The sequence below is a fragment of the Winogradskyella vidalii genome (assembly GCF_013403955.1).
Lineage (GTDB): Bacteria > Bacteroidota > Bacteroidia > Flavobacteriales > Flavobacteriaceae > Winogradskyella > Winogradskyella vidalii.
On sequence record NZ_JABFDG010000003.1, the window covers coordinates 162,389 to 186,790 of the forward strand.

15 protein-coding genes are annotated in these 24,402 nt (G+C 34.1%); 8 read left to right on the forward strand and 7 right to left on the reverse strand.

Annotation, left to right across the window (positions count from 1 at the left end; all coding sequences use genetic code 11):
- The first annotated feature begins 99 nt into the window (after positions 1-99).
- Positions 100-867, forward strand: coding sequence for an XRE family transcriptional regulator (locus HM982_RS09595; protein ID WP_179352944.1), 768 nt, complete (start codon positions 100-102; stop codon positions 865-867).
- Between the two features lie 79 nt (positions 868-946).
- Here HM982_RS09595 and HM982_RS09600 read toward each other — a convergent pair whose 3' ends face one another.
- From HM982_RS09600 to HM982_RS09630, 7 genes are all read right to left on the reverse strand, one after another.
- A complete protein-coding gene (locus HM982_RS09600; protein WP_179352945.1) occupies positions 947-1,222 on the reverse strand; it encodes a F0F1 ATP synthase subunit epsilon in 276 nt (91 codons plus the stop codon).
- A gap of 97 nt (positions 1,223-1,319) precedes the next feature.
- Complete coding sequence (gene atpD, locus HM982_RS09605) at positions 1,320-2,828, reverse strand: F0F1 ATP synthase subunit beta (RefSeq protein ID WP_179352946.1); 1,509 nt, start codon at positions 2,826-2,828, stop codon at positions 1,320-1,322.
- 178 nt (positions 2,829-3,006) lie between these two features.
- Positions 3,007-4,587 (reverse strand): SGNH/GDSL hydrolase family protein, encoded by a 1,581-nt coding sequence (locus HM982_RS09610; protein ID WP_179352947.1) that lies wholly within the window; start codon positions 4,585-4,587, stop codon positions 3,007-3,009.
- 11 nt (positions 4,588-4,598) lie between these two features.
- On the reverse strand, positions 4,599-7,331 hold the full coding sequence (locus tag HM982_RS09615) for a TonB-dependent receptor (protein ID WP_179352948.1): 2,733 nt from the start codon (positions 7,329-7,331) through the stop codon (positions 4,599-4,601).
- Between the two features lie 347 nt (positions 7,332-7,678).
- Positions 7,679-9,526 carry a glutamine--fructose-6-phosphate transaminase (isomerizing) gene (gene glmS / locus HM982_RS09620; RefSeq protein WP_179352949.1) on the reverse strand — a complete coding sequence of 616 codons (1,848 nt, stop codon included), beginning with the start codon at positions 9,524-9,526 and terminating at the stop codon, positions 7,679-7,681.
- Positions 9,527-9,541: 15 nt separating this feature from the next.
- Complete coding sequence (locus tag HM982_RS09625) at positions 9,542-11,257, reverse strand: DUF4270 domain-containing protein (protein ID WP_179352950.1); 1,716 nt, start codon at positions 11,255-11,257, stop codon at positions 9,542-9,544.
- 8 nt (positions 11,258-11,265) lie between these two features.
- Positions 11,266-12,078 (reverse strand): glycogen/starch synthase, encoded by an 813-nt coding sequence (locus tag HM982_RS09630; protein ID WP_179352951.1) that lies wholly within the window; start codon positions 12,076-12,078, stop codon positions 11,266-11,268.
- Between the two features lie 109 nt (positions 12,079-12,187).
- Here HM982_RS09630 and panC point away from each other — a divergent pair, with 109 nt between their 5' ends.
- The 7 genes from panC (at position 12,188) to HM982_RS09665 (ending at position 24,392) form a co-directional block, all read left to right on the forward strand.
- Entirely contained in the window at positions 12,188-13,054 is an 867-nt protein-coding gene (gene panC / locus HM982_RS09635; protein ID WP_179352952.1) for a pantoate--beta-alanine ligase, read from the forward strand.
- 13 nt (positions 13,055-13,067) lie between these two features.
- On the forward strand, positions 13,068-13,418 hold the full coding sequence (gene panD / locus HM982_RS09640) for an aspartate 1-decarboxylase (RefSeq protein ID WP_179352953.1): 351 nt from the start codon (positions 13,068-13,070) through the stop codon (positions 13,416-13,418).
- Positions 13,419-13,448: 30 nt separating this feature from the next.
- Complete coding sequence (locus tag HM982_RS09645) at positions 13,449-14,408, forward strand: lysylphosphatidylglycerol synthase transmembrane domain-containing protein (RefSeq protein ID WP_394354352.1); 960 nt, start codon at positions 13,449-13,451, stop codon at positions 14,406-14,408.
- Between the two features lie 37 nt (positions 14,409-14,445).
- Positions 14,446-15,594: an alpha/beta hydrolase gene (locus tag HM982_RS09650; protein WP_179352955.1), complete on the forward strand. Its 1,149-nt coding sequence runs from the start codon at positions 14,446-14,448 to the stop codon at positions 15,592-15,594.
- A 78-nt stretch (positions 15,595-15,672) separates the two neighbouring features.
- On the forward strand, positions 15,673-16,854 hold the full coding sequence (locus tag HM982_RS09655) for an alpha/beta hydrolase-fold protein (RefSeq protein WP_179352956.1): 1,182 nt from the start codon (positions 15,673-15,675) through the stop codon (positions 16,852-16,854).
- A 200-nt stretch (positions 16,855-17,054) separates the two neighbouring features.
- Positions 17,055-18,413, forward strand: coding sequence for a DNA repair protein RadA (radA, locus tag HM982_RS09660; protein ID WP_179352957.1), 1,359 nt, complete (start codon positions 17,055-17,057; stop codon positions 18,411-18,413).
- 153 nt (positions 18,414-18,566) lie between these two features.
- Positions 18,567-24,392: a GEVED domain-containing protein gene (locus HM982_RS09665; RefSeq protein WP_179352958.1), complete on the forward strand. Its 5,826-nt coding sequence runs from the start codon at positions 18,567-18,569 to the stop codon at positions 24,390-24,392.
- Positions 24,393-24,402: the final 10 nt, after the last annotated feature.

The window sequence follows — 24,402 nt, forward strand, 5'->3', positions numbered from 1 at the left end:
TTTTTTATAATCTTAAATTTTTAAACCTCCTACATCTTATTATTTTTGGCTAATATATGTAGTTTGTATTGCTTATTTTTGTAGTAATATAAATTTATAATGAAACCGATTCAAGCCAATATAAAACACTTGCGCGCTTTAAAAAAGCTATCTCAAGAGCGCTTTGCTGATGAACTGAACTGGACACGTTCTGTCGTGGGTTCATACGAAGAAGGACGTTCAGAGCCGCCTATAGACCGTCTAGTAGACTTATCTAATTTTTTCGACATACCTATTGACATTTTAGTTAAGAATGATTTACGCAAGGCTAAAGATACTTCTTTTATTGAAGTCGGAAATAAACGCGTATTATTTCCTATTACTGTTAACGAAGATAATGAGGACCTTATAGAAATTATACCTGCTAAAGCATCTGCAGGCTATTTATCGGGTTATGATGATCCCGAATACATAGAACAACTTCAAAAAATAAAATTACCGTTTTTACCAACAGGAACACATCGTGCATTTCCTATTAAAGGTGATTCTATGCTTCCTGTTAAAGATGGGGCGTTTATAGTAGCTAAATTTATAGATAACATTGCTGAGATTAAAAGCGGGCGTACTTATATTTTATTAACCAAAGCAGATGGTTTAGTGTATAAACGGGTTTATATTCCTGAAGGTGACTCTGTAAATTTAATGTTGAGTTCGGATAATAAAAGTTATCAACCTTATATAATTCCTCGTGAAAATATTTTAGAAATTTGGGAATTCACCTGTTGTATTAATACGCAAGAGTATGATGAAAAGGAACTGAAAATGAGTAGTATATTGACCATGTTTCAAGAATTAAAAGTAGAATTAGAAGCTGTCAAACGGCTCTAAGCAAACAATAGATTATATTAAAACAAAAAAGCGCAAAATAATTAAATTTTGCGCTTTTGTTTTATAATATAAAATCGAGCTAATCAGCTAAAATAATTAACTTGTTATCCTTTAACTCAAGAGTACCAGAATTTATCGCTAACCATACGCCTTTATCAGACTTTGTAAATTTAGCTTCAACTTCTTTGTCTAATTCAACGTTTCCAGCAATTTTTACATGTCCTTCCTTAAGAACAGAGACAATTGGTGCGTGATTAGTTAACATTTCAAACTCACCATTAACTCCAGGAACTGTTACTGAAATAACTTCTCCACTAAATAATGTGGCCTCTGGTGATACAATATCTAAATACATCGTTAAACTTGTTTAACTACCCTGAATTTAGTTCAGGGTCTTTTTAATATTTCCTTTATTTTTTGAGATACTGAAACAAGTTCAGCATTAGCTTTGGCTAAGCCTCTGCTAACATTTTCTCTCCTGCTTCAATAGCTTCTTCAATAGAACCTTTAAGGTTAAATGCTGCTTCTGGTAAGTGATCTAATTCACCATCCATAATTTGGTTAAAACCTTTGATTGTTTCTTTAATATCTACTAAAACACCAGGAATACCTGTAAATTGCTCAGCTACGTGGAATGGTTGCGATAAGAAACGTTGAACACGTCTTGCTCTACCTACAGCCATTTTATCTTCTTCAGATAATTCTTCCATACCTAAGATGGCAATAATATCTTGTAATTCTTTATAGCGTTGTAATAACTCTTTTACACGTTGTGCACAAGCATAATGCTCATCACCTAAAATATCAGCAGTTAAGATTCTTGATGTAGAATCTAATGGGTCTACCGCAGGATAGATACCAAGCTCAGCAATTTTACGAGATAATACTGTAGTTGCATCTAAGTGAGCAAACGTTGTTGCTGGAGCCGGATCCGTTAAATCATCCGCAGGTACGTAAACCGCTTGTACAGATGTAATAGAACCTCTTTTTGTTGATGTAATACGTTCTTGCATGGCACCCATTTCGGTTGCTAATGTCGGTTGGTAACCTACCGCAGAAGGCATACGACCTAATAATGCAGATACCTCAGAACCAGCTTGTGTAAAACGGAAGATGTTATCTACGAAAAATAGTACATCTTTTCCTTGTCCTTCACCAGCACCATCACGGAAATATTCTGCGATAGTTAATCCTGAAAGTGCTACACGAGCACGAGCTCCAGGAGGCTCATTCATTTGTCCGAATACGAAAGTAGCTTTAGATTCTTTCATGATTGATTTATCAACCTTTTGAAGATCCCATCCGCCATCTTCCATAGAATGGATAAAGTCATCACCATATTTAATAATTCCTGACTCTAACATTTCACGAAGTAAATCATTTCCTTCACGTGTTCTTTCACCAACACCTGCAAATACAGAAAGTCCACCGTGTCCTTTTGCAATATTATTAATCAACTCTTGGATTAATACTGTTTTACCTACACCTGCACCACCAAATAAACCAATTTTACCACCTTTTGCATAAGGCTCAATTAAATCGATGACTTTAATACCTGTAAATAAAACTTCCGTAGATGTTGATAAATCTTCGAATTTTGGAGCTTGTCTGTGAATTGGTAAACCTGCTTCACCTGTTTTAGGTAAATCACCTAGTCCATCAATAGCATCACCAATAACGTTAAAAAGACGTCCGTAAACATCTTCACCAATTGGCATTTGTATCGGAGAACCTGTAGCTAGAACTTCTGTTCCTCTACTTAAACCATCTGAAGAGTCCATAGCAATAGTACGTACAGTATCTTCACCAATGTGAGATTGTACTTCTAATACTAATTTAGAACCATCTGGTCTGTTAATTTCTAACGAATCATAAATCTTTGGAAGCTCTGAATCCGTAGCGAATTCAACATCGATAACTGGACCTACGATTTGTGCAACTTTACCTGTAACTTTTGACATTACTCTTATGTTTTTGTTTTGCAATTGTTTAAATATAAAAAACAACTAACTTAATTTTATTAAGTGCATGTGTTTTTCGCGCTGCAAAGATATGTTTTTATTTAAAAAAATATGACCTTTTTTCAATAAAAAAACACGCTCTATTTGAGCGTGTTTTTTAAGTTTCTTTTAATTGCATTTAATCAAGTCCGGTTGGGTAATTTTCAGGATAGTTTGTAGGATAATCTCCTATGTCTAGTAAATTACCAGAATCTTCAAAGTTTGACCCGTAAGTTGCATCAATTTCTTTCATAAATTCGTTAGCTAATAAAGCATAACCTCGAGCTGTTGGGTGAACACCGTCTAAAGAAAATGCTCCACCTGTTACTAAGCTAGATGTTAAAATAAAGTTTCCATCAGAGTAACCTCCATTATCTAATTGTGACATTAATGAGTTGGCATCAACAAAAGCAAAACCAGCAGACGTTGCTGCCGCTTCTAATGTAGCGTTAAAGTTATCTGTTGCTATTTTAATTTCATCTTGCTCTTGAGGTGTTAAAACCCATTTATCAGCCAGTGGTATAGCAACACCATTTACAGTTGTTGGGTTACCTGGCACAGCCTCGGTACCAATAAAGCTAGATGCTGGTAATACTAATAAATCATCTTCTGTTGCTTGGCGCATACTAACCAGAGCAGGGTTTATAGCGGTTAAATCTGTTAAATCCTCATCCATAATAACTACTGCATTACCAGAACCTTCAGAAAAGTATATTTTTCTTCTAGCCATTTCTGCAGTTGCTAATTCTTCAGATGTCATCTCGTCAGTTGGAGGAAAGAAAAAGGCTAATTGAGTAGGATTAGCTATAAGATATGCTAATGTACCATCAAGCCCTCCGTTGTAAGCTCCATAAGCACTTGCACTATTTAAAAATCCTGCAGTTGTAGCATCTAGAGGAACAGGATTATGAGGAACTGTTGTAAAATGTGGGATGGTTGTTACGTAAGGAATATTAGCCATAACACCTTGCACATTTGCAGTTTGTAAAGCGCCAATAATGGCATTTATAGATCCTTCAAAAGTTAGTTGTGGAGTAATAGTAGCCTCATTTTGGTCTCCACCAGAGGTAGCATAACCTAACACGTCATTATTACCAATCCATAAAGAAACAAAAGTTGGTTGTTGTGCTAAGGCATCTCCCAAAACAGTTGCGTTTGGAGCAGAGGCCATCCTAACAAAATAAGGGTTGGCAGTAGGAGGTTCTGTCAATAAATTAGCAGGATTACCATAACCATCATATAATAGGTGAAAACTTGCAGCACCTGGAACTCCCATGTTATTTTGAGGACCTAATGAAGAATCAAAAGCTTCCGTTGTTGACATAGCTGGTAAATTAGCAGGTCCTGATCCATCAAAATATAATCTAGGACCAAAACTACCATCGTCTTTTGGACTTCCTCCAAATAATAGACCACCAATATTGTCATCCATTAAAGGTTGTGTAAAGGTGCCACCTCCAAGTAAAGCGAATTTTTGCGATAGCATATTAGGCATTGAGTTTTCCTGACCCGCAATAAATAAAGCATTGTCAGTAAAGCCAGCAGTTAACGAATTTCCAATAGATAGATATTTAGAAAAATCTGCCGTACCAGAAGTTAGGTCTGGATATACAACCTCTTCCGTTGGGTTGTCTAACTGATCTTCAAAATCTTCTTCGTCATTACAAGCTGTAAATCCTATTAAGATAGCTGATAGTAATATATATTTTATGTTTTTCATTTTGCTATTTTTTATAAGTTATTAATTGTCCATGACGCATAATACATTGAGCCAATGTAACCTGAACCAAATACCGTGAAGTATTCTTTACCGCCAATATTAGTACCACCTATTTTTATAATAGATTTTAAACTAGGGATTTTATAATTGATTTGTGCATCAACCGTATGGAATTCTGGTACAATACCATCACCAAAAGTCGCTTCCCAGAAATAATCATCACTAAACTTATAGGCGATATTGAATCCAAAGTTTTTAAATAACTCGGTATTACCAAAATGAGCTTTAAATTTATGTTCTGGTGTGTTAAAATTGGTTTCAAAATTAGGATTTGCAGCTTGGTCAAAATCTTGTTTGGTAAATGTGTAGCTTCCACCTAAATCATAATCGCCTAATATTTTTGTTGATAAACCTACAGAAGCACCGTAGGAATTTACATCTACTTGTGAGTTTGTGTAAGCACTATAGGTTGTAAAATCACTACTTGCTATTGCTGCAATAGCAGAGCCATCTGCTACAGATCCATAAAGCGGAGCAATAACTACTTCTGAAGCAATAAAATCTTTGTAGCGATTGTAGTATGTGCTAAAATCTACAGTAATTTTATTAAACTTACCTCTATAACCAACTTCTACCGAACTAACTTTTTCTGGCGATACGAGGTCAGGATTTGCAATTGATAAAACAGAGGTGTCACCTGTTGCAGCAAACTCTTGAACAGAAGAGGCAGAATACGAGTTGTTATATGCTGCAGCACCAGTTTGGTTGTAAACAGTTCCATTACTCGCTGTAAAATCTCTAGAGTAGCGATCTAAATTATCTGGAGCAGAACCGACTAAAATGGCTCTACCAGCATCTAGCCCAATAAATAAATCTTGTGTTGTTGGATTTCTGAAACCTGTTTGTGCAGAAGCTCTTATGTTGTGGTCTTCATTTAATGTTAATCCTAATGAGATTCTAGGCGATATAAAACCATCAAAAAATTCGGATTTATCATAACGTGCAGAAGCTGTTACTTTTAAATTCATATCGTTATTTAATTCCAGTTCTTTTTGAATTTGCGTATATACACCATATTCACTGTACTTTATACCACCATCATAATCGGTATATATAGAACCAAAAGAATTTAAATCGTATTGTCTAAAAGAACCACCAATCTGTATATCAGCAAAATCTATTAGATGGCTAAAATTATAGTTAGCATCTGCATGATAGTATTTGGAAACATCCTGAAATTGTGATCCACTAGATAAATCTGGGTTTTTAATGATTCTGTTGAATGCATTATTAAATTCAGTCGTTCCTGGTTCAAATCTTCCCGTTTCAGCAGCAGCTCTTGCTGCGGCATGTGCTTCAGTTTCAGTTGCACCACCACCAAGTGTTGCAGCTACGTAGGTATTGATGTAGTCGCCAAACCAATCTTCATCGCTTTTCCAAGCTCTGTTAATGTTGATTCCGGTAAATACCATATCATAGGAGTCACCAGCTTTATCTGCTACGACATAACCTCTTACAAAATAGTTGTCATTTTTTACCTCTAGTTTATGTTGTTGTTGAAAAAAGCCATCAATATTGTAGCGGTTAGTACCTTGATAAATAGTTGTTCCTGTGCCTACTTTACCAACATATTGTATTTCGAAATTACTATCGGTAATTGGACGAAAATACAATCCCCAATCGGCTTTAATACTTTCTGCTTTGTGTTCTGTTAAATCACGTTCATTATATCCTGTTCTACTCACAAAAACATCCGGAACAATTCCAGTTCCGCCAGCTAAATCGTTAATGTTGGCACTTACTTCATCGCCATATACATTTATACCGTTATAGTTTAAGTTAGTTGCTCTTGTGCCACCAAATCTATCGCTATCTACTTCGCTAGTTGCTGCCCAGTCGGTACCGTTTAAATAACCAAAGTTAATTTTTGCAGCAAATTTATCACTAAATTTATAAGCCATACTAATACCAATATCAGTATATTCATTATCTCCAGCTGCTTTTTGAGATGTAATCCCTTTCTTAACAACAGCTCTTATGCCTTGTTGGTCAAATGGGTTTTTACTTCGCATAAATAAGATACCGTTAAAAGCATTTGCGCCATATAAAGCAGAAGAAGCTCCCGGTAATAATTCTACACTATGTACATCTGTTTCAACCATGCCAACAAGATTTCCAATAGGGAAATTTAGTGCAGGAGTAGAGTTGTCCATGCCATCAACTAATTGCATAAAACGCGTGTTAGCAGTGGTTGCAAAACCTCTAGTGTTTACAGATTTAAACGTTAAACTACTTGTATTGACATCGACACCTTTTAAGTTTTCTAAACCGCCATAAAAATCGGCAGAAGCGGTGTTTTTAATTTCTTTTAGACCAAAACGTTCAACGGTTACAGGTGATTCAAAAATACGTTCTGGTGTTCGTGATGCAGATATTACAACTTCATCTAGCTCATTTCCTTCAGCCATTGCAATAGTTACAGTTTGGTTGTTTGTTGTTATTTCGATAACCTGTTCATCAAAGCCAGTATAAGTTACCCGAATAGAAAACGGAGGTTCTTGATTAGTTGTTAAGGTGAAGTTACCATCAAAATCTGATACCGTACCAATATTGGTTCCTGTTATAATAATATTTGCACCTGGCAAGGGCAGTCCTGTATTGTCTTTAATTTGCCCTTTTATTGTTGTTTGTGCAAAAGTTACCACGCAAAAAAGCATAGTAAAAAGCTTTAAAATTGTCTTCATGTTGATGAATTAGTTAGTGTGTTAGATGGGCAATTTAATTAATTTTTTGAGAATTAATGATTAAATTCTCAAAAATTACACCTCTATATCTAAATATTGATAATTTTACACCTAAAAAAATAGTAATATCAAATTTTAAGCCTTTAAAATTATGATTTTTACAATGCTTTATTAATGCTGAGTAACCGAACTTCCTTTTGTTAAGGGGCTTGAAGACTTTTTAGGTTAAAATGTGTTGGTAAGTTCGGTGATAATTAGGCTTATGGGCATAAAAAAGCGGTTTAAAAATGAGTGTTATTCAATTTTTAAACCGCTCTTGAGTTTAAGTGATAATCGTGATTACCGTTTTATTCCACGGTTACTGATTTAGCTAAATTACGTGGTTGGTCAACATTTTTTTCTAACATTACAGCTATATGATAAGATAACAGCTGTAATGGTATTGTTGTTAGTAAAGGCGATAAGCATTCTAATGTTTCAGGCACCTCAATTACATGATCTGCTAATTCCTTTACACTAGTATCTCCTTTTGTAACGATACCTATAATTTTACCTTTTCTAGATTTAATTTCTTGTATATTACTGACTACTTTTTCATAATGCCCTTTTTTAGTGGCTATAACTACCACAGGCATTTGTTCATCAATTAAAGCAATAGGCCCATGCTTCATTTCTGCAGCAGGATACCCTTCGGCATGGATATAAGATATCTCTTTTAATTTTAAAGCGCCTTCTAGTGCTACAGGGAAATTAAAGCCTCTACCTAAATATAAAAAGTTTTTAGAGTCTTTATAGATTTCGGCAATAGTTTGTACATAAGCATCAGATTTTAAAGCTTCCTCAACTTTACTTGGAATAGTTTCCAACTCAATAAGAAGGTGTCTAAATTCTGAACTAGTCATTGTGCCTTTAGCCCTTGCAAAACGTAATGCAATAAGGCTTAAAACGGTAATTTGAGTAGTGAATGCTTTAGTTGAAGCTACTCCAATTTCTGGGCCAGCATGTGTGTAAGCACCAGCATGGGTTTCTCTTGCGATGGTTGAACCAACAACATTACAAACACCAAATACAAAAGCACCTTTTGATTTTGCTAATTTTATAGCCGCTAGCGTATCTGCAGTTTCGCCAGATTGAGAGATGGCAATTACGACATCTTTTTCTGTAATAACAGGGTTTCTATATCTGAATTCTGAAGCATATTCTACTTCTACAGGGATTCTTGCTAAATCTTCAAAAATATATTCGGCTACTAAACCAGCATGCCAAGAAGTTCCACAGGCAACAATTATAATTCGGTCTGCAGCTAAGAAGCGTTTCATATTGTCTTCAACACCTGCCATTTTTATAATAGCTTCATTGCTCAGTAAACGTCCTCTAAAGGTGTCTAAAATGGCACTAGGTTGTTCATATATTTCTTTGAGCATAAAGTGGTCGTAACCTCCTTTTTCGATTTGCTCTAAATTAAGTTGAAGTTCTTGCATATAAGGATCTACAAGAGTATCACTTTTAATTTTTCTAATTTTAATGTCTTTTCCTCTTCTAACAATTGCCATTTCTTCATCTTCAAGATATATGGCATTTTTTGTGTATTCTATAAATGGAGAGGCATCACTAGCAATGAAAAATTCATCTTCACCAACGCCGATTGCTAATGGGCTACCAAGTTTTGCGACAATAATTTCATTTGGTTTATTTTTATCAAAAACAGCAATAGCATAAGCACCTACAACTTGATTTAATGCAATTTGTACTGCTTTTCCTAATTTTAAATTCTCACTTTTCTTAACATCCTCTATCAGGTTAATAAGAACCTCTGTATCTGTATCTGAATGAAACGTGTAGCCACGTTTGATTAATTCTTTTTTTAAGGAATCGTAATTTTCAATAATTCCATTATGGATAATCACTAAGTCTCCAGAATTAGAATAATGAGGATGTGAATTAACATCATTAGGTATACCATGTGTAGCCCAACGTGTATGACCGATACCTAGTGTTCCGTCTGTAGAAATATCACTTTCAATTTTATTTTTAAGATCAGAAACCTTTCCTTTCGTTTTTGAAAGTTTAATGTTATTTCCATCAAATAATGCTATACCAGCGCTATCGTAGCCACGATATTCTAATCTTTGAAGTCCTTTAATAATAACTGGGTAAGCCTCACGATGGCCAATATATCCAACAATTCCACACATAGGATAATCTTTAAATTAATTTGGTTCGGTGTAATAAATTTCTAAATACACACGTTTTGTTTCGTCTTCACTATTATTACCGTGCAATATGGTGCCTCTAGGTGTTAATAATGAACTTACAGGAACAGTATACTCATCAGTGTCTTGTACTTTTTTCTGAATAGAACCTATTGTAGATTCTTCGATGTTGACACTTAAAGAGACAGCTAAGCCTAATTCAACATTGGTAGAATCTCTTAATAATAAATTATTAATGTGTTCTGTAATTCTCAATTTGTATCTAACACCTTTGTTATCTGTGTCTTGACGCTCTAATGGACCAAGATGGCTGTATTTTGATAACGAAGGTACATTTGAGTTTGTTCCATCTAAAAAATAATCGAGCAACGGTGTTTTATTATCTACATCATACAAATAGATACGATTAGGTTCGTTGTCTGGATCTTCATTAAGCATATCTAACTGGTTTCTATCCACATAAAAAACAAGATTTGCTTCATTGACTAAACGTTTTGAACTTTCAAACTTTCCGTCTTCGTCAGTTTTAACGAATGTATTTTTAAAAGATTCAAACGTATTCATTTCTGGTGAATCATCTAAATCTTCACCATTAAAAAGTTTTATTCCAGCAACAGCACCTTCACCGCCTTTGAGGTAAATTCTGCTGTCACCAGTTTCTGAAGCTCCCGAGGGTATAGGTTGTGTAAAATTGTTTTCGAAAAAATTAACTTTATTAGGACCAAAACTTAAGGTGTAAGTTGATGTTAGTGTCTCAACTTCATCCTCACCTTCATCGTTTTCTGTAGTGTTGGTATATTTAAAATAAATAGTAACGTTTGCATCGGTGGTATTTAAAAGAAGATAGCTACCGTCATTATTTACAGGTTCAGCTTTAAAATAAAGCCCTCTAAAATAATCGATAAAGCTGTTTTGATTGCTTAATACCGGATCACCTTCTTTTTCAATAATTTTATTTTGCCAATAGTCAGGGTCTAATTTTACCCTTATACTAGGTGCTTGTTGCTCTAAAATCTGAGGGTCAGTATCATCATCTTCGTCGGTGTCTACACCTTCTAAAATATAAGCATTTTCATTAATGGTAATCGTATTTTCTGGATTATCAGGTAAATATGAGGATTGGGGTCCTCTAAGCATTGTAAGTTCTTCTCCCTGTAATGCTGTTTCAAACATTTCGGCACTAGAGGCTGATTTATTTGAATAATAAGCCTGGCTTTCATTAAAGCCAGCATCTGGATCAAAATCTCTTAGAAAATAACCGTTTTCAAAAATGCTCAACTTTATTGGAGCATAGGTATCTCCTTTAGGTAGAATAGAATCTATTTCATAAATAGTATTGCCATCTTCGTCAAAATCACTTGCATAACTAAAATAAGGGATGGTAACTACAACAGAATCAATTGTAGTATCATCACCAAAATCTGGATCGTAAAAATCTGGCGACAGCTGTGCAACAAAACTAGAAGTCGTTCTGCCATATAAGTCATCATAAAGACCTAAGGTACTTATTTCTAAATCATTTGTTTGTACCGGCCCTAATGCTTTGGTATAAGCTATGATATCGTGCTGCTCTGATAAAATATCAAAATTTGTGGCAACATCATCATTAATTACATCAGACTCTAAGGTTGCATAATCATCGTCGCATGCAATAAACGAAATAACGATTAAACCAAATGTTAAGATTTGTAAGGCAATTTTATTTTTTTTCATAAGTAATATTAGCTGTTCAGTACAGTATTGTTGTAAAAATCTGTATATGGATCTGCAAATTCTTCAATAGAATAATAATCTAAAACAGGTTTTGATAGGTCGTTTATATAAGTATCTAATTCTTCTGGTAATTCTTCTGAACCTCTAATGATGGCATCAGAATTATCTATAGCAACTTTCATTAAATTAATATAATTAGGCTCTTCTAAAGGTTTTGTAGTTTCGGCATCTAAGCCATCAAAACTCACTTTGTTAAGCATGTCTTTATCTAACGTACCTTCAAAAGTTTGATTGTATACAGAGGTAACAATTTTACTTTCTGTAAATAAAGGTTCTGTTTTATAAAACTCTTTTAGGTATAAAGGTAAAAGCGATGCTAACCACCCATTAACATGGATAATATCTGGAGCCCAGTTCAGTTTTTTAACCGTTTCTATCACACCTTTAGCGAAGAAAATAGCACGCTCATCATTGTCTGAAAATAATTTTCCGTTTTCATCGGTTAAAGTCGCTTTCCTTTTAAAGTAGTCTTCGTTGTCTATGAAATAAACTTGAATACGTTCTTTAGGGATAGAAGCCACTTTAATGATCAAAGGCATATCTAAATCATTAATGACTAGGTTGATTCCAGAAAGTCGAATAACTTCGTGTAGCTGATGCCGTCGTTCATTAATATTTCCAAAGCGAGGCATAAATATTCTAATCTGGCCTCCTTGTTTGTTTACCATTCTAGGTGCTTCAAAGGACATTGAAGAGATTTCAGTTTCTGGTAAATATGGGACAACTTCTGAGGACACATACAATATTCGTTTATCTTTCATAAATCTGGTGCTTTTGAAATTAGTAGTAAAAAACATGCAAAATTACAAAAATTTGTGCAGATTGCCAGTATTATATTATGTTTGCATGCGTTAAACTTTTGTTACACCATTGAAGAACTTTCAGAATAAAACCGAACTATCAAATTTTATAGGAACATTAAAAGCCAATGGAAATACCATTGGGTTTGTTCCAACAATGGGAGCATTACACAATGGTCACTTGTCGCTTGTCCGTAAAGGGCTGGTTGATAACGATATAGTTGTTGTTAGTGTCTTTGTGAATCCTACCCAATTTGATAATAAAGAAGATTTAAACACCTATCCCAGGACTTTAGAGGCCGATATAGCATTGTTGAAAACTCTAAGTAACGACCAGATTATTATTTATGCACCTACAGAGGATGATATTTACGGCAATCAGGTAGAATCACAACATTTTTCATTTGAAGGCTTAGAGCATGAAATGGAAGGGGCTTTTAGAGATGGGCATTTTGATGGTGTGGGCACTATTGTAAAGCGTTTGTTTGAGATTGTAACGCCTGATAGGGCTTATTTTGGGGAAAAAGATTTTCAGCAATTACAAATTATTAGAAAGTTAGTTGAATTGTATAGTTTGTCTGTAGAAGTGATTGGATGCCCAATTCATAGAGCAGAAGATGGTTTAGCAATGAGTTCTAGAAATGAAAGGTTAACACCAGTGCATCGTAACATAGCGCCATTTATTTATGAAACTTTAACGACTGCCAAACTCAAGTTTGGCACAGAAAGTGCTAAAGATGTTACGGAATGGGTTTATGAGCAATTTAAAAAGCAACCATTATTAAAGTTGGAGTATTTTAATATTGCAGATATAGCGACCTTAAAACCAATAAAACAAACAGCTTCCGATAATTTTCGGGATAATAAGTCATATAGAGCGTTTATAGCTGTATATGCAGGTGATATAAGATTAATAGATAATATCGCTTTAAATTAATTACCTTTGTAGCATGCAAATTCAAGTCGTAAAATCAAAAATTCATCGCGTAAAAGTTACAGGTGCAGACCTTAACTACATTGGAAGTATAACCATAGATGAAGATTTAATGGAAGCCGCTAATATTATTCAAGGTGAAAAAGTTCAGATTGTTAACAATGACAATGGTGAGCGTTTGGAAACGTATTGTATTCCTGGACCTAGAAATAGTGGTGAAATAACGCTTAACGGCGCTGCAGCACGGAAAGTTGCTGTTGGTGACACTCTAATTCTTATCACTTATGCGCTAATGGATATAGAGAAAGCAAAAGTATTTAAGCCAAGTTTAGTATTCCCCGATGAAGCGACCAATCTTCTAAAATAATTCCATTTTAACCTATAATGGAATATGAAGTTGAATAAACCAAAATCCATCCTAAAAATAGTACTGCCTTTACTCTTAGGTGTAGGACTTGTTTGGTATTCTTTGTCTAAAATTTCCATTCCGGTATTAGTACAGTATTTTAAAGATGCTGATTATAGTTGGATAATATTTGGTGTTTTTTTAGGAGTGCTGAGTCATGTTTCTAGAGCCTATCGTTGGTTGTATATGGCAGAGCCCTTAGGTTTTAAGCCTAAATTTGCCAATAGTCTTATGGCGGTTTATGCGGCCTATCTTATAAATTTCACAATCCCTAGAGCAGGAGAAATAGCACGTGCGTCTATTTTAACCAACTATGAAAACATACCTTTTGATAAGGGGTTTGGAACCATTGTTGCAGAACGCATCGCAGACACGCTAATGTTACTTTTAATAATTGCAATTGCATTTATTTTAGAGTTTGAATTTATATATGAGTTTTTTGCTTCAAAATTTAATCCTTCAACATTACTAATCGCGGGATCAGCTTTATTGCTTTTGGCGTTGATTTTATTTCTTTTTATAAAAAAGAGTAATTCTCAGTTCGCTTTAAAGGTAAAGGGATTTGTTTTTGGACTTACAGAAGGCGCGTTGAGTATTTTCAAAATGAAAAATAAATGGGCTTTTATAGGGCATACCTTTTTTATATGGCTCATGTATGTGCTTATGTTTTATGTTACCACCTATGCTTTACCAGAATTACAACATATTTCTATTGCCGCTGTACTCATTGGTTTTATACTGGCTAGTTTTAGTATAGCGGCAACCAATGGTGGTATCGGTTCATATCCAGAAGCTATTGTTATTGCCTTTTCATTATTTGCCATGGCAGAAGATCCAAGCAGAGCTTTTGGTTGGATTATCTGGTCTACCCAAACCTTGGTTATTATTATGTTAGGTGGCTTATCGTTATTATACTTACCTATTTACAACAGAAAGAAAACAACTGTATAGAAATATTTTTTACCTTGCCTTAAATTTTTATTTAGATATGAAGAATCTTTACGTACTTCTGATTGCTTTTTTTAGTGTGTTAAACATGCAGGCTCAAGCGATATATAAAACTATTGACTCTGAAAAGCTTGGCGAAGCTAGAGACTTAAAAATTCAATTACCAAGAAATTATAATCCCGAAGAAAAACGAACTTACCCATTAATCATAGCCTTAGACGGTGATTATTTATTTGAGCCTATTACGGGGAATATTGATTATCAATCTTATTGGGAGGATATTCCAGATTGTATTGTTGTGGGGGTTAATCAGTCAAGTACAAGGGAAGATGATTTTTTCTATCATGAAGACACCCACTTTCCTATAGGAACAGGTGCTGAATTCTATGAGTTTTTAGCGGCAGAGCTATTACCTTATATAGAAAATAACTATAATGCCTCTAATTTCAGAATTATTTTCGGTCATGATTTAAGTGCGAACTTTATTAACTATTATCTTTTTAAAGATGAACCTATTTTTAGAGCTTATGTGGCTTTTAGTCCTGAGTTTGCACCAGAAATGGTTGCTCGTTTAGAGCAGCGATTGGCAATATTAACCCAAGAAACCTTTTATTACTTAGCTACTGCAGATGCTGATATTAAGGCCTTACGAACTTCAGCACTAGAGGCAGATGCAACACTTTCAACAATAACGAACGAAAAATTAATTTATAAGTTTGATGATTTTGAGGATGCTAATCATTACGGACTTGTAGGTAGGGGAATTCCAAGAGCATTAAGTGAGATTTTTGGACTTTACAAACCGATTAATTCTAAAGAATATAACGAAAAAGTACTCACCTTTGAAGGCTCTCCTTATGATTATTTGATAAAAAAATATGATGATATTGAATATTTTTATGGTTTTGAAAAAAACTTAATAGAAAACGATATCAGGGCAATTGCAGCAGCTAGCAACAAAAAAGATGATTTAGATTCTTTAGAAGATTTAGCCAAATTAGTGAAGAAAAAATTCCCTGAGTCCATGTTAAGTTCATACTATTTAGGGATGTACTACGAGAAAATTGGTAATCTAAAAAAAGCTTTATTGCAGTATAAAGCCGGTTTACTTTTACAGCCTTCGCAGTTTGTTGATAAAGAAATTATTCTCGAAAAAATGTACGATACACAAGAAGCTTTAAACGATTAAGTGTATTTCATCGAAAAAAATTGACAGCTTAGCGATAATTTAGTATGTTTGGAGTCCCAAATCTAAATATACTTAATTATGAGAAAAACTATTCTATTAGTTCTTGCTTGTATTACCTACGTTTCATCGTTTTCGCAAGTTACTTATAAAGAAATTTCTTCATCACGTCTCAGTTCAGAGCGTAAATTGAAAATAAAGTTGCCTAAAGATTATGATTCTAACGGCGAAGAAAAATACCCAGTAATTGTTGTTTTTGATGGTGACTACCTATTTGAGCCTGTTGCAGGTCAGGTAGATTTTCAAACTTATTTTGATAATATGCCAAGCTCTATCGTAGTAGGTGTAATGCAAGGTGAAAATCGTTTTTACGATGCGTATTTTGATCCTGTTACTGGTTTGCCTACAGAATCTGGACTTCGATTTCACGATTTTGTTTCCGAGGAATTATTACCGTATATAGATGATAATTATAAAACAAGTCGGTTTAGAATCGCTGTAGCTCATGATCAAATGGGTAATTTTATTAATTCTTATTTGTTTAAAAAAGAACTTGATTTTCAGGCGTATGTCTGTATTAGCCCAGATTTTACAGGGTCGTTAAACAATTTTATATCTAAACGATTGTCACTTTTTAAAGATGATATTTTTTATTACATGGCAACCTCAGAAAAAGATATTCCACAAGTACGTCAACATATTCTAACAACAGATGCTCAACTTAAAGATGTTGATAATCATAATGTCACCTATTATTTTGATGATTTTGAAAACGAAACCCATTACACATTAGTAACAGCAGCAATTTCAAGTTCGTTTGAAAAGATTTTTGATATCTACAATCCTCTAAGAGAAAAGGAGCTTGAAGAAAAAGTATTGCCATACGAAGGAACTTTAGATCGTTATTTAACAGATCGCTACGATCGTATTGAAAAATTATTCGGGATTAAAAAGGAAATTAGTGAAGATGAAATAGAGAAAGTGGCACAAATTGCTGAGCAACGTGAAGATTTAAAGTCACTAACTAAATTAGGCGATTTAGCAAACAAACTTCATCCAGAATCTTTATTGGGAACCTATTATTTAGCACAATCAGCAGAAGGCTTTGGTAAAACTAAGAAAGCAAAAAAGCTCTATGAATCTGCCTTAACTTTAAATGATGTGAGCCATATTAATAGAGAGTATATTTTCTCTAAAATAGATGAATTAACTGTGGTAGATTTAGATGAAGAAATAGAAGATGAAGATGATGGCGAAGAATAGAAAATACAGACTATCTACAGATCATTTATTTGAAGCGTTATATCATAAAACAAAATTGTATCTGTTTTATAATTGGCATTCAAAACTGGCAACACTTAAAATTTTGGCAATTATAAGTTGTTTTAAAGACATCCATTAAAATTGTTTTAATTTTGTCATATTTATAATTAAAGAGATTTCCGTCTTATCGGAAAATAAATATGGCTAAAGTAAAAACAACCTTTTTTTGTCAGAATTGTGGCAGTCAATATGCCAAATGGCAAGGACAATGTACCTCTTGTAAAGAATGGAACACTATTGCCGAAGAAGTCATTCAAAAACCAGAAAAAAGCGATTGGAAAACGCCAACTAAAACGTCTAAACGGGTGTCAAAACCCTTATTGATTAATGATATTGATACGTCTCAAGAAGCGCGTCTCGATATGCGCGATGGGGAGTTTAATCGTGTGCTTGGTGGCGGCATGGTTCATGGCTCACTCACACTTTTAGGAGGAGAACCAGGTATAGGTAAGAGTACACTTTTGCTGCAGGTGGCCTTAAATTTAGCATATAAAACACTTTATGTGTCTGGTGAGGAAAGTCAGAAACAAATTAAAATGCGTGCCGAACGTATTAATCCAAGCAACAGCAATTGCTATATTCTTACCGAAACTAAAACTCAAAATATATTCAAGCAAATAGAAGCTTTAGAGCCAGATATTGTGGTCATAGATTCTATTCAGACTTTACATAGTGATTATATAGAATCTTCAGCTGGCAGTATTTCTCAGATTAAAGAATGCACCACTGAACTTATAAAATTTGCGAAAGAAACCTCTACGCCAGTTTTACTAATTGGTCATATTACCAAAGACGGCACTATTGCTGGGCCAAAAATTTTAGAACACATGGTTGATACGGTTTTGCAATTTGAGGGCGACCGAAACCATGTATTCAGAATTCTTAGAGCTAATAAAAACAGATTTGGGTCAACTAATGAATTGGGTATTTATGAAATGCAAGGTTCAGGTTTACGCGAAGTATCTAACCCTTCTGAAATACTAATTTCAGAAAAGGACGAAGAGCTTTCGGGAAATGCAATTGCTGCGACTTTAGAAGGGTTACGTCCTTTAATGATTGAAGTACAGGCTTTAGTAAGTACGGCGGTTTATGGAACTCCACAGCGCTCTGCTACCGGTTTTAATGCTAAACGTTTAAACATGTTATTGGCGGTTTTAGAAAAACGCGCCGGTTTCCGCTTGGGATCTAAGGATGTATTCTTAAATATCACAGGCGGTATTACCGTTGATGATCCAGCTATAGATTTAGCTGTAGTGGCAGCCATTTTGTCTTCAAACGAAGATGTCGCTTTACAAAGTGATTATTGTTTTGCTGCAGAAGTTGGTTTGTCCGGAGAAATTCGTCCGGTGCAACGTGTAGAACAACGTATTTTAGAAGCTGAAAAATTAGGGTTTAGTACCATTTTTGTTTCAAAATATAATAAAATAGCCTTGAAGAATACGGTTATTAAAATTCAATTGATTTCTAAGATTGAAGATTTGGTTGGTTTTTTGGTGTAATTTTCATTTATACCTTCAAACGATAAAAACAGCACTTAATCGTAAAAAAACAGCACTTAATCGTGTTTATTGCTGTTTTTTTAACTATGTTTGATTCAAATAAATATTGATTTTATCTAATTGTTTAATAATCAATATGCAACGAGAATCACTATGTTTAAAAAAAATAATTGGAAACTATTTTTTGTAATAAATTGTATTTCCTTTGGGGTATTTGCACAGAATTCTACTTCGTCTGAAAATAGGGAAACAATAGTTAAAAATGAATTTATTAATACACAGAGTTATTATGCTGTTGCTAATAATGCTAACCCTATTGGAATCGCAGTATTAGAGTCAGACGATAATTGGGGTTTTACAGCAACTGTTAATAATGGTGCCGTAATTTATTCAAATGAAAAGTATGGTGCTTCTTCTAAGAGTTTGAGTATTGTAGATTATTATACGTATACCGATTTCGTAGAATTTAATGAAGTTAATATTTCTAATAAAACTGATGTGCAATTTTCTTTGGCTTATGCAACCAATAATAAATTGAAATCTGGTGATAAAGTAAATCTAGTTTATTATATAGATGGTGTAGCCACCACGGTTATTTTAGTTCAGGGAGGAAGTGGAGAAGTAGATTTTGGTTCACCGAATAACAATGGAACTTCTTATAATAATCCTTTTATTTTAAATGTGCCAGATGTTGCAACTACTTTTAAATTTAAATTAGAATTGGAAGCTAACTCATCAGGAGGACAAGAAATAATCTATATAGATGATGTGTATTTAACCTCTAGTTTAAGTGAAGATGTAGTAGGTTATGATTATTGTGAAGTTGAAGATGTCGCCGGTTATAATGAGTACTATATTACTAATGTTAATTTTGGAGGAATAAACAACACAACAGGTATAGACGATGCAGAAACTGGAAATGAAACCGATTATGTTAATATTGCGGTAGCAGAGCAAGGGGAACTGGTAAATGGAGAGGTTACCGTTCAGCTTAATGATTATGAGAGTCCAGAGAGTAATAATGGACAGTTAGCTATTTGGGTGGATTTTAATCAAGACGGAGATTTTGATGATCAAGAAGAAGTCTTTATTCATGATTTTATGGGCAGTACTAATGGTGATTTATTAACAATCCCTATAAGTATTACAGTACCAGAAATGGCAACCACAGGTAACACGGTAATTAGATTTGGTTTAATAAATACAACGGTTTATGAAAATTACACATCTTGTAATTTTAATAATATTCCTGGTGAAGTTGAGAATTATACATTTGTTGTTAGTGAGTCAGTAGTATTAACCTATTGTGAACCAGAATCTATAATTAATTATTGGACTTATTATATTTCTAATGTTGATTTTGGGACTATCAATAAGAGTTCAAGCGGATCAACAGGAGGCTACTATAATTATTCTTCAACCGAGTCAACAAATTTGTCTAGCGGAAATGTTGAAAATGGAATGGTAACTGTTGAGCTAAATTCTTGGAATACTTCAGCCGATTTACATGAAATCATTGTATGGGTAGATTTTAATCAAAATGGTAGTTTAGATGATTCTGGAGAGAAATTTGTTTTTCCTTTTCAAAATTATGGTGCAACCAGTGTCAATGTTCCCATAAGTTTTACGGTTCCATCTAGTGCAGAAGCTGGAAATACAAGAATGCGGATTGGGTTGCGTGATATTACTGAAGGAGAGGAATTTACGTCTTGCGATTATGTTTATAATAGTGGGGAAGTAGAAGATTACACAGTCGTAATAGGAGAAGGTAGTCAGAATCCAGAAATCGCTATTTACGGTAATGATAACCCTATCTCCAATGGAGCAACGACAACATTAGCCTCTAATTACACCAATTTTGGAGTTTTTGACATAGGTTCTGGTGCTTTAGAAAGAACTTTTGTAATTATTAATGAAGGTAATTTAGATTTGAACTTAAGCTCTCCTTATATTTCTTTAAGTGGCTCTACAGAATTTACTGTAATTACTCAACCTTCAGAAACGGTAATAGGAGCAGGAGAATCTACTTCTTTTGTTATAGGTTTTGACCCATCAATAGATGAGAATATTTCTGCTATTGTTTCTGTCAATTCAGATGCTTTAGAAGCCCCATTTACCTTTACTATTGAAGGAGAAGGAAGCTATCTTTTTGCAGATACGGATGGCGATGGTGTTTCAGATGTAGTAGATCTCGATGATGATAACGATGGTATTTTAGATGTAGATGAAAGCGGTCGTTGTAATGATAGTGCTTCATCAACTACCACAGATTTATTGTTTTTTTATGAAGATTTTGGTTCTGGTACAAATCGTATAGAGATAGATGGAATTAATTCAGGAGCTACAACTACTTATTGTTTTGAGGATGGTTCTGGTAGTAACTGTTATTCACAATATAATCCTACAAGCGTAAATGATGGTGAATATACCGTGAATTATTCAGCAAATAATGTAGCTGATTGGGCAGACGGTTACTGGTACAGAGGTGAAGATCATACTCCAGATGATACTACTGGACGTATGGCGATATTTAATGTAGATGAAGAGCCGGGTGTATTTTATAGTCAATATATTACCGGAGTAAATCCTAATGTTCCAATTCAATTTGGTTTTTATGCGCTAAACTTAGATCGAAATGATGCTGGTGGTAATAGAGTAAAGCCAAATGTTAAAATAACGATTTATGAACCCAACGGAGGTGTTATTGAGTCAGTAACTTCAGGAGAATTAAACCCAACAAGTCCAGCGGGAGATTGGGTAGAGGTTACGTCAAGTTTTACGTCATCTTATTCGCAGTTTACAGTGGAGTTAAGTAATGTTAGTTATGGCGGTTTAGGTAACGATTTAGCTATCGATGATATTTATGTAAAGCAAATACTTTGCGACTCAGATGCCGATGGTGTTCCTGATACTTTAGATATAGATGATGATAATGATGGGGTGCCTAATGTAGTAGAACTAGGTTTAATAGGCAGAGATATTAATCAAAATGCTACAGTATACGATTCTCAAACTTGGGTCGATGAAAATAAAAATGGCGTTCATGATGATTACGAGGATGGATTAACCTTAATAGACATGGATAACGATGATGTACCAGACTATTTAGATTTAGATAGTGATAATGATGGTGTTTTTGACAGTCTAGAATATGATGGATTTGGAGATGTAGATGTTTCAGGTAATGGCGTTGGTGACGGTACAGATAATGTAAATCCGTTTACATCTGTTGCCAATAGTGATTTAGATGGTGATGGTTTATTAGCTCTAGTAGATAATAATATTGGTCATGGTACTGACGGTTACGTATTACCTGTTGATTCTGATAATGATGGCACTCCAGATTATTTAGATACATATAATGATGTTTTAAATACTAATAATATTTCAAATACTATTTATGCTTCTTTAGATGCTGATGTCGATGGTGTTATTGATGACACAACAGATGCCGATGGAGACGGTATTTCAGATTCTAGAGATGGAGACGACACTGTGTTTGGATCACCTAGAAATTTAAATAATTCCTACAGTTTATATTTTGATGGCCGTAATGATTATGTGGAGGAAGATACAGTGTTAAGTGAAACAGATGCTACTATTATGGCTTTTGTGAAAAAGGATACTGGTTTAAATATTGAAGAAACACATCAACAAGTTGTTGGTCAAAATAAATTCTATATAAGAATAAATGACAATGGAAAAATTAGAGTTAAGATTAATGGTGAAAACTTAACAGGAGATGAGATTGTTGATGATATATGGACACATATTGCGGCAACAACAACTGCTGGTAACACAATACTTTATGTTAATGGAGTAAAAATAGATTCTCTTGATTCTGGAAGAGTTATTAATGATGGCACTAAATTTAGAATTGGAGCACGTGCAAATAACACAAATTATTTTAAAGGAGAAATAGATGAGGTACGTGTTTTTGATCGAGCGTTAAGTGAGCAAGAAATACAGCGTATGGTTTATCAAGAGCTCGATGAAAATGAAAGTTTTAATCAAGGGAAAATTATTCCAAAGGTAATTTCAGACGATATCAATGGTAGTTTAGTTCGTTATTATAAAATGGATGGCTTTCAAGATGATGTTTTAGATAACAAAAAAACAGATCCAGACAATCGAGATACTGCAGGAATACGATTATATAATATTAAGAAAATCAACCCACAAACGGCACCTTTACCTTATATAACAAAGGCAGCTGGTGAGTGGACAGAACAAGCTACTTGGCTAAATGGTTCAGTTTGGGATATTACAACTAAAGCAGACCAAATAGATAATATTGCTATTATACATGTTAAACACAATTTAAATGTAGCAACATCACAAGGAACTCTAGGGCTTCTTGTAGATGCTGAAAAAGAGTTTTCTATTCAAGGCGACAGTGGGTTATTCAACAGTTGGTATTTAAAATTAGATGGTAGTATTGATTTAGAAGGTGAATCTCAATTAATTCAAACAAAAGGCAGTGAATTATACGTTTCTAATACTGCAAAATTAGAACGAGACCAACAAGGAACGGCTAATTTATATGCTTATAATTATTGGTCATCTCCGGTACACTCAAGTAATGCTGCTAGTAATGCTCCTGTAGATTTAACAGCGAGTTTTAGCGTTCAAGAGGTTTTATATGATGGTACTGATTCTGATAACCCTGCTAATATTGCATTTGTTTCGGGTTATGATGGCGGAATATCACCTATGCAAATTGCTAAGCGTTGGATGTATAAATATGAAAATTTACCTGCAAATACATACTCAGATTGGCAACAAATAACACCGAGTCAAGAACTAAGTGTCGGTCTGGGTTATACCATGAAAGGTACAAGTGCTAATTCGCAAACAAGTAATCAAAATTATGTGTTTAGCGGAAAACCCAATAATGGAGAAATTGAACGTGATTTATTTTCAGGAAATGAATATTTAATAGGAAACCCATATCCTTCTGCAATTGACGGTTATCAATTTATTTTAGATAATGAAAACGTCATTACAGGTACGCTTTATTTTTGGGAACATTACGATGGGGATTCTCATTACTCAAGCGAATATGAAGGTGGATATGGTTTATATAATCTTTCTGGCTCTACACCACCTTTAGTTGGAAATGACACAGCCTCAAGAACACCAAAACAATATATACCTATCGCACAGGGGTTCTTTGTAGAAGCTCAAAATGGAGGAACGGTAACATTTAATAATGGGCAACGTGGCTTTGTGAAAGAAGACGTGGGAATTAACTCCATGTTTTTGAGGTTTGATTCTGAAATTGTTGAGGCACAAGCATTAGAAGATACACGTCCAAAATTTAGAATTGGCTACAAATCGCCTAATAATTATAAACGTCAATTATTATTAACAGTCGATGAAAACGCGACTTCAGGCATAGATTGGGGTTTTGATGGCGAATTAAATGAAGATAATATTGAAGATATGTTCTGGAAGATAGAAGACGAAAGCTATCTTATTCAAGGTGTAGACGCCATTTTAAACACGACAATTTTACCTTTATCTGTGAAAACTAGCCAAGGTGGAATCATTGAGATTAGTATTGATACATTAGAAAATGTTCCTACCGATAGAGATATTTATTTGAAGGATAATGATAGTTATCACAATTTAAGAGCGGGGAATTATTTAGCAACTGTAGATCCAGGTGTTATTAATAATCGTTTTGAAATTGTTTTTGAAACACCAGAAGCACTTTCTATAAATGAAAATACTTTAGAAAATGACTTGTTAATGTATTATGATGACAATCTTAAGACTTTCGTTATCTCTAATAATGGAAATAGATTCATCAAAAACATAAGAATTTATAGCGTATTAGGTCAGAATATAAACACTTTAAAAGTAGATTCTGATATAAGCAGAATAGTGCAGCCCGTAAACCTACAAACAGGTATTTACCTTTTTGAAGTAGAAACAAGAAACACAAAAACCACTAAAAAAATCTTGATTCCTTAAGTTGTAAATT

What these genes read in the sequence shown, in the direction of transcription:
- HM982_RS09665 (WP_179352958.1), top strand. Translation starts at nt 18,567, where the DNA reads ATGTTTAAAAAAAATAATTGGAAACTATTTTTTGTAATAAATTGTATT.
- HM982_RS09600 (WP_179352945.1), bottom strand. Translation starts at nt 1,222, where the DNA reads ATGTATTTAGATATTGTATCACCAGAGGCCACATTATTTAGTGGAGAA.
- HM982_RS09655 (WP_179352956.1), top strand. Translation starts at nt 15,673, where the DNA reads ATGAGAAAAACTATTCTATTAGTTCTTGCTTGTATTACCTACGTTTCA.
- HM982_RS09630 (WP_179352951.1), bottom strand. Translation starts at nt 12,078, where the DNA reads ATGAAAGATAAACGAATATTGTATGTGTCCTCAGAAGTTGTCCCATAT.
- HM982_RS09595 (WP_179352944.1), top strand. Translation starts at nt 100, where the DNA reads ATGAAACCGATTCAAGCCAATATAAAACACTTGCGCGCTTTAAAAAAG.
- glmS (WP_179352949.1), bottom strand. Translation starts at nt 9,526, where the DNA reads ATGTGTGGAATTGTTGGATATATTGGCCATCGTGAGGCTTACCCAGTT.
- panD (WP_179352953.1), top strand. Translation starts at nt 13,068, where the DNA reads ATGCAAATTCAAGTCGTAAAATCAAAAATTCATCGCGTAAAAGTTACA.
- HM982_RS09650 (WP_179352955.1), top strand. Translation starts at nt 14,446, where the DNA reads ATGAAGAATCTTTACGTACTTCTGATTGCTTTTTTTAGTGTGTTAAAC.
- atpD (WP_179352946.1), bottom strand. Translation starts at nt 2,828, where the DNA reads ATGTCAAAAGTTACAGGTAAAGTTGCACAAATCGTAGGTCCAGTTATC.
- radA (WP_179352957.1), top strand. Translation starts at nt 17,055, where the DNA reads ATGGCTAAAGTAAAAACAACCTTTTTTTGTCAGAATTGTGGCAGTCAA.
- HM982_RS09615 (WP_179352948.1), bottom strand. Translation starts at nt 7,331, where the DNA reads ATGAAGACAATTTTAAAGCTTTTTACTATGCTTTTTTGCGTGGTAACT.
- HM982_RS09625 (WP_179352950.1), bottom strand. Translation starts at nt 11,257, where the DNA reads ATGAAAAAAAATAAAATTGCCTTACAAATCTTAACATTTGGTTTAATC.
- HM982_RS09610 (WP_179352947.1), bottom strand. Translation starts at nt 4,587, where the DNA reads ATGAAAAACATAAAATATATATTACTATCAGCTATCTTAATAGGATTT.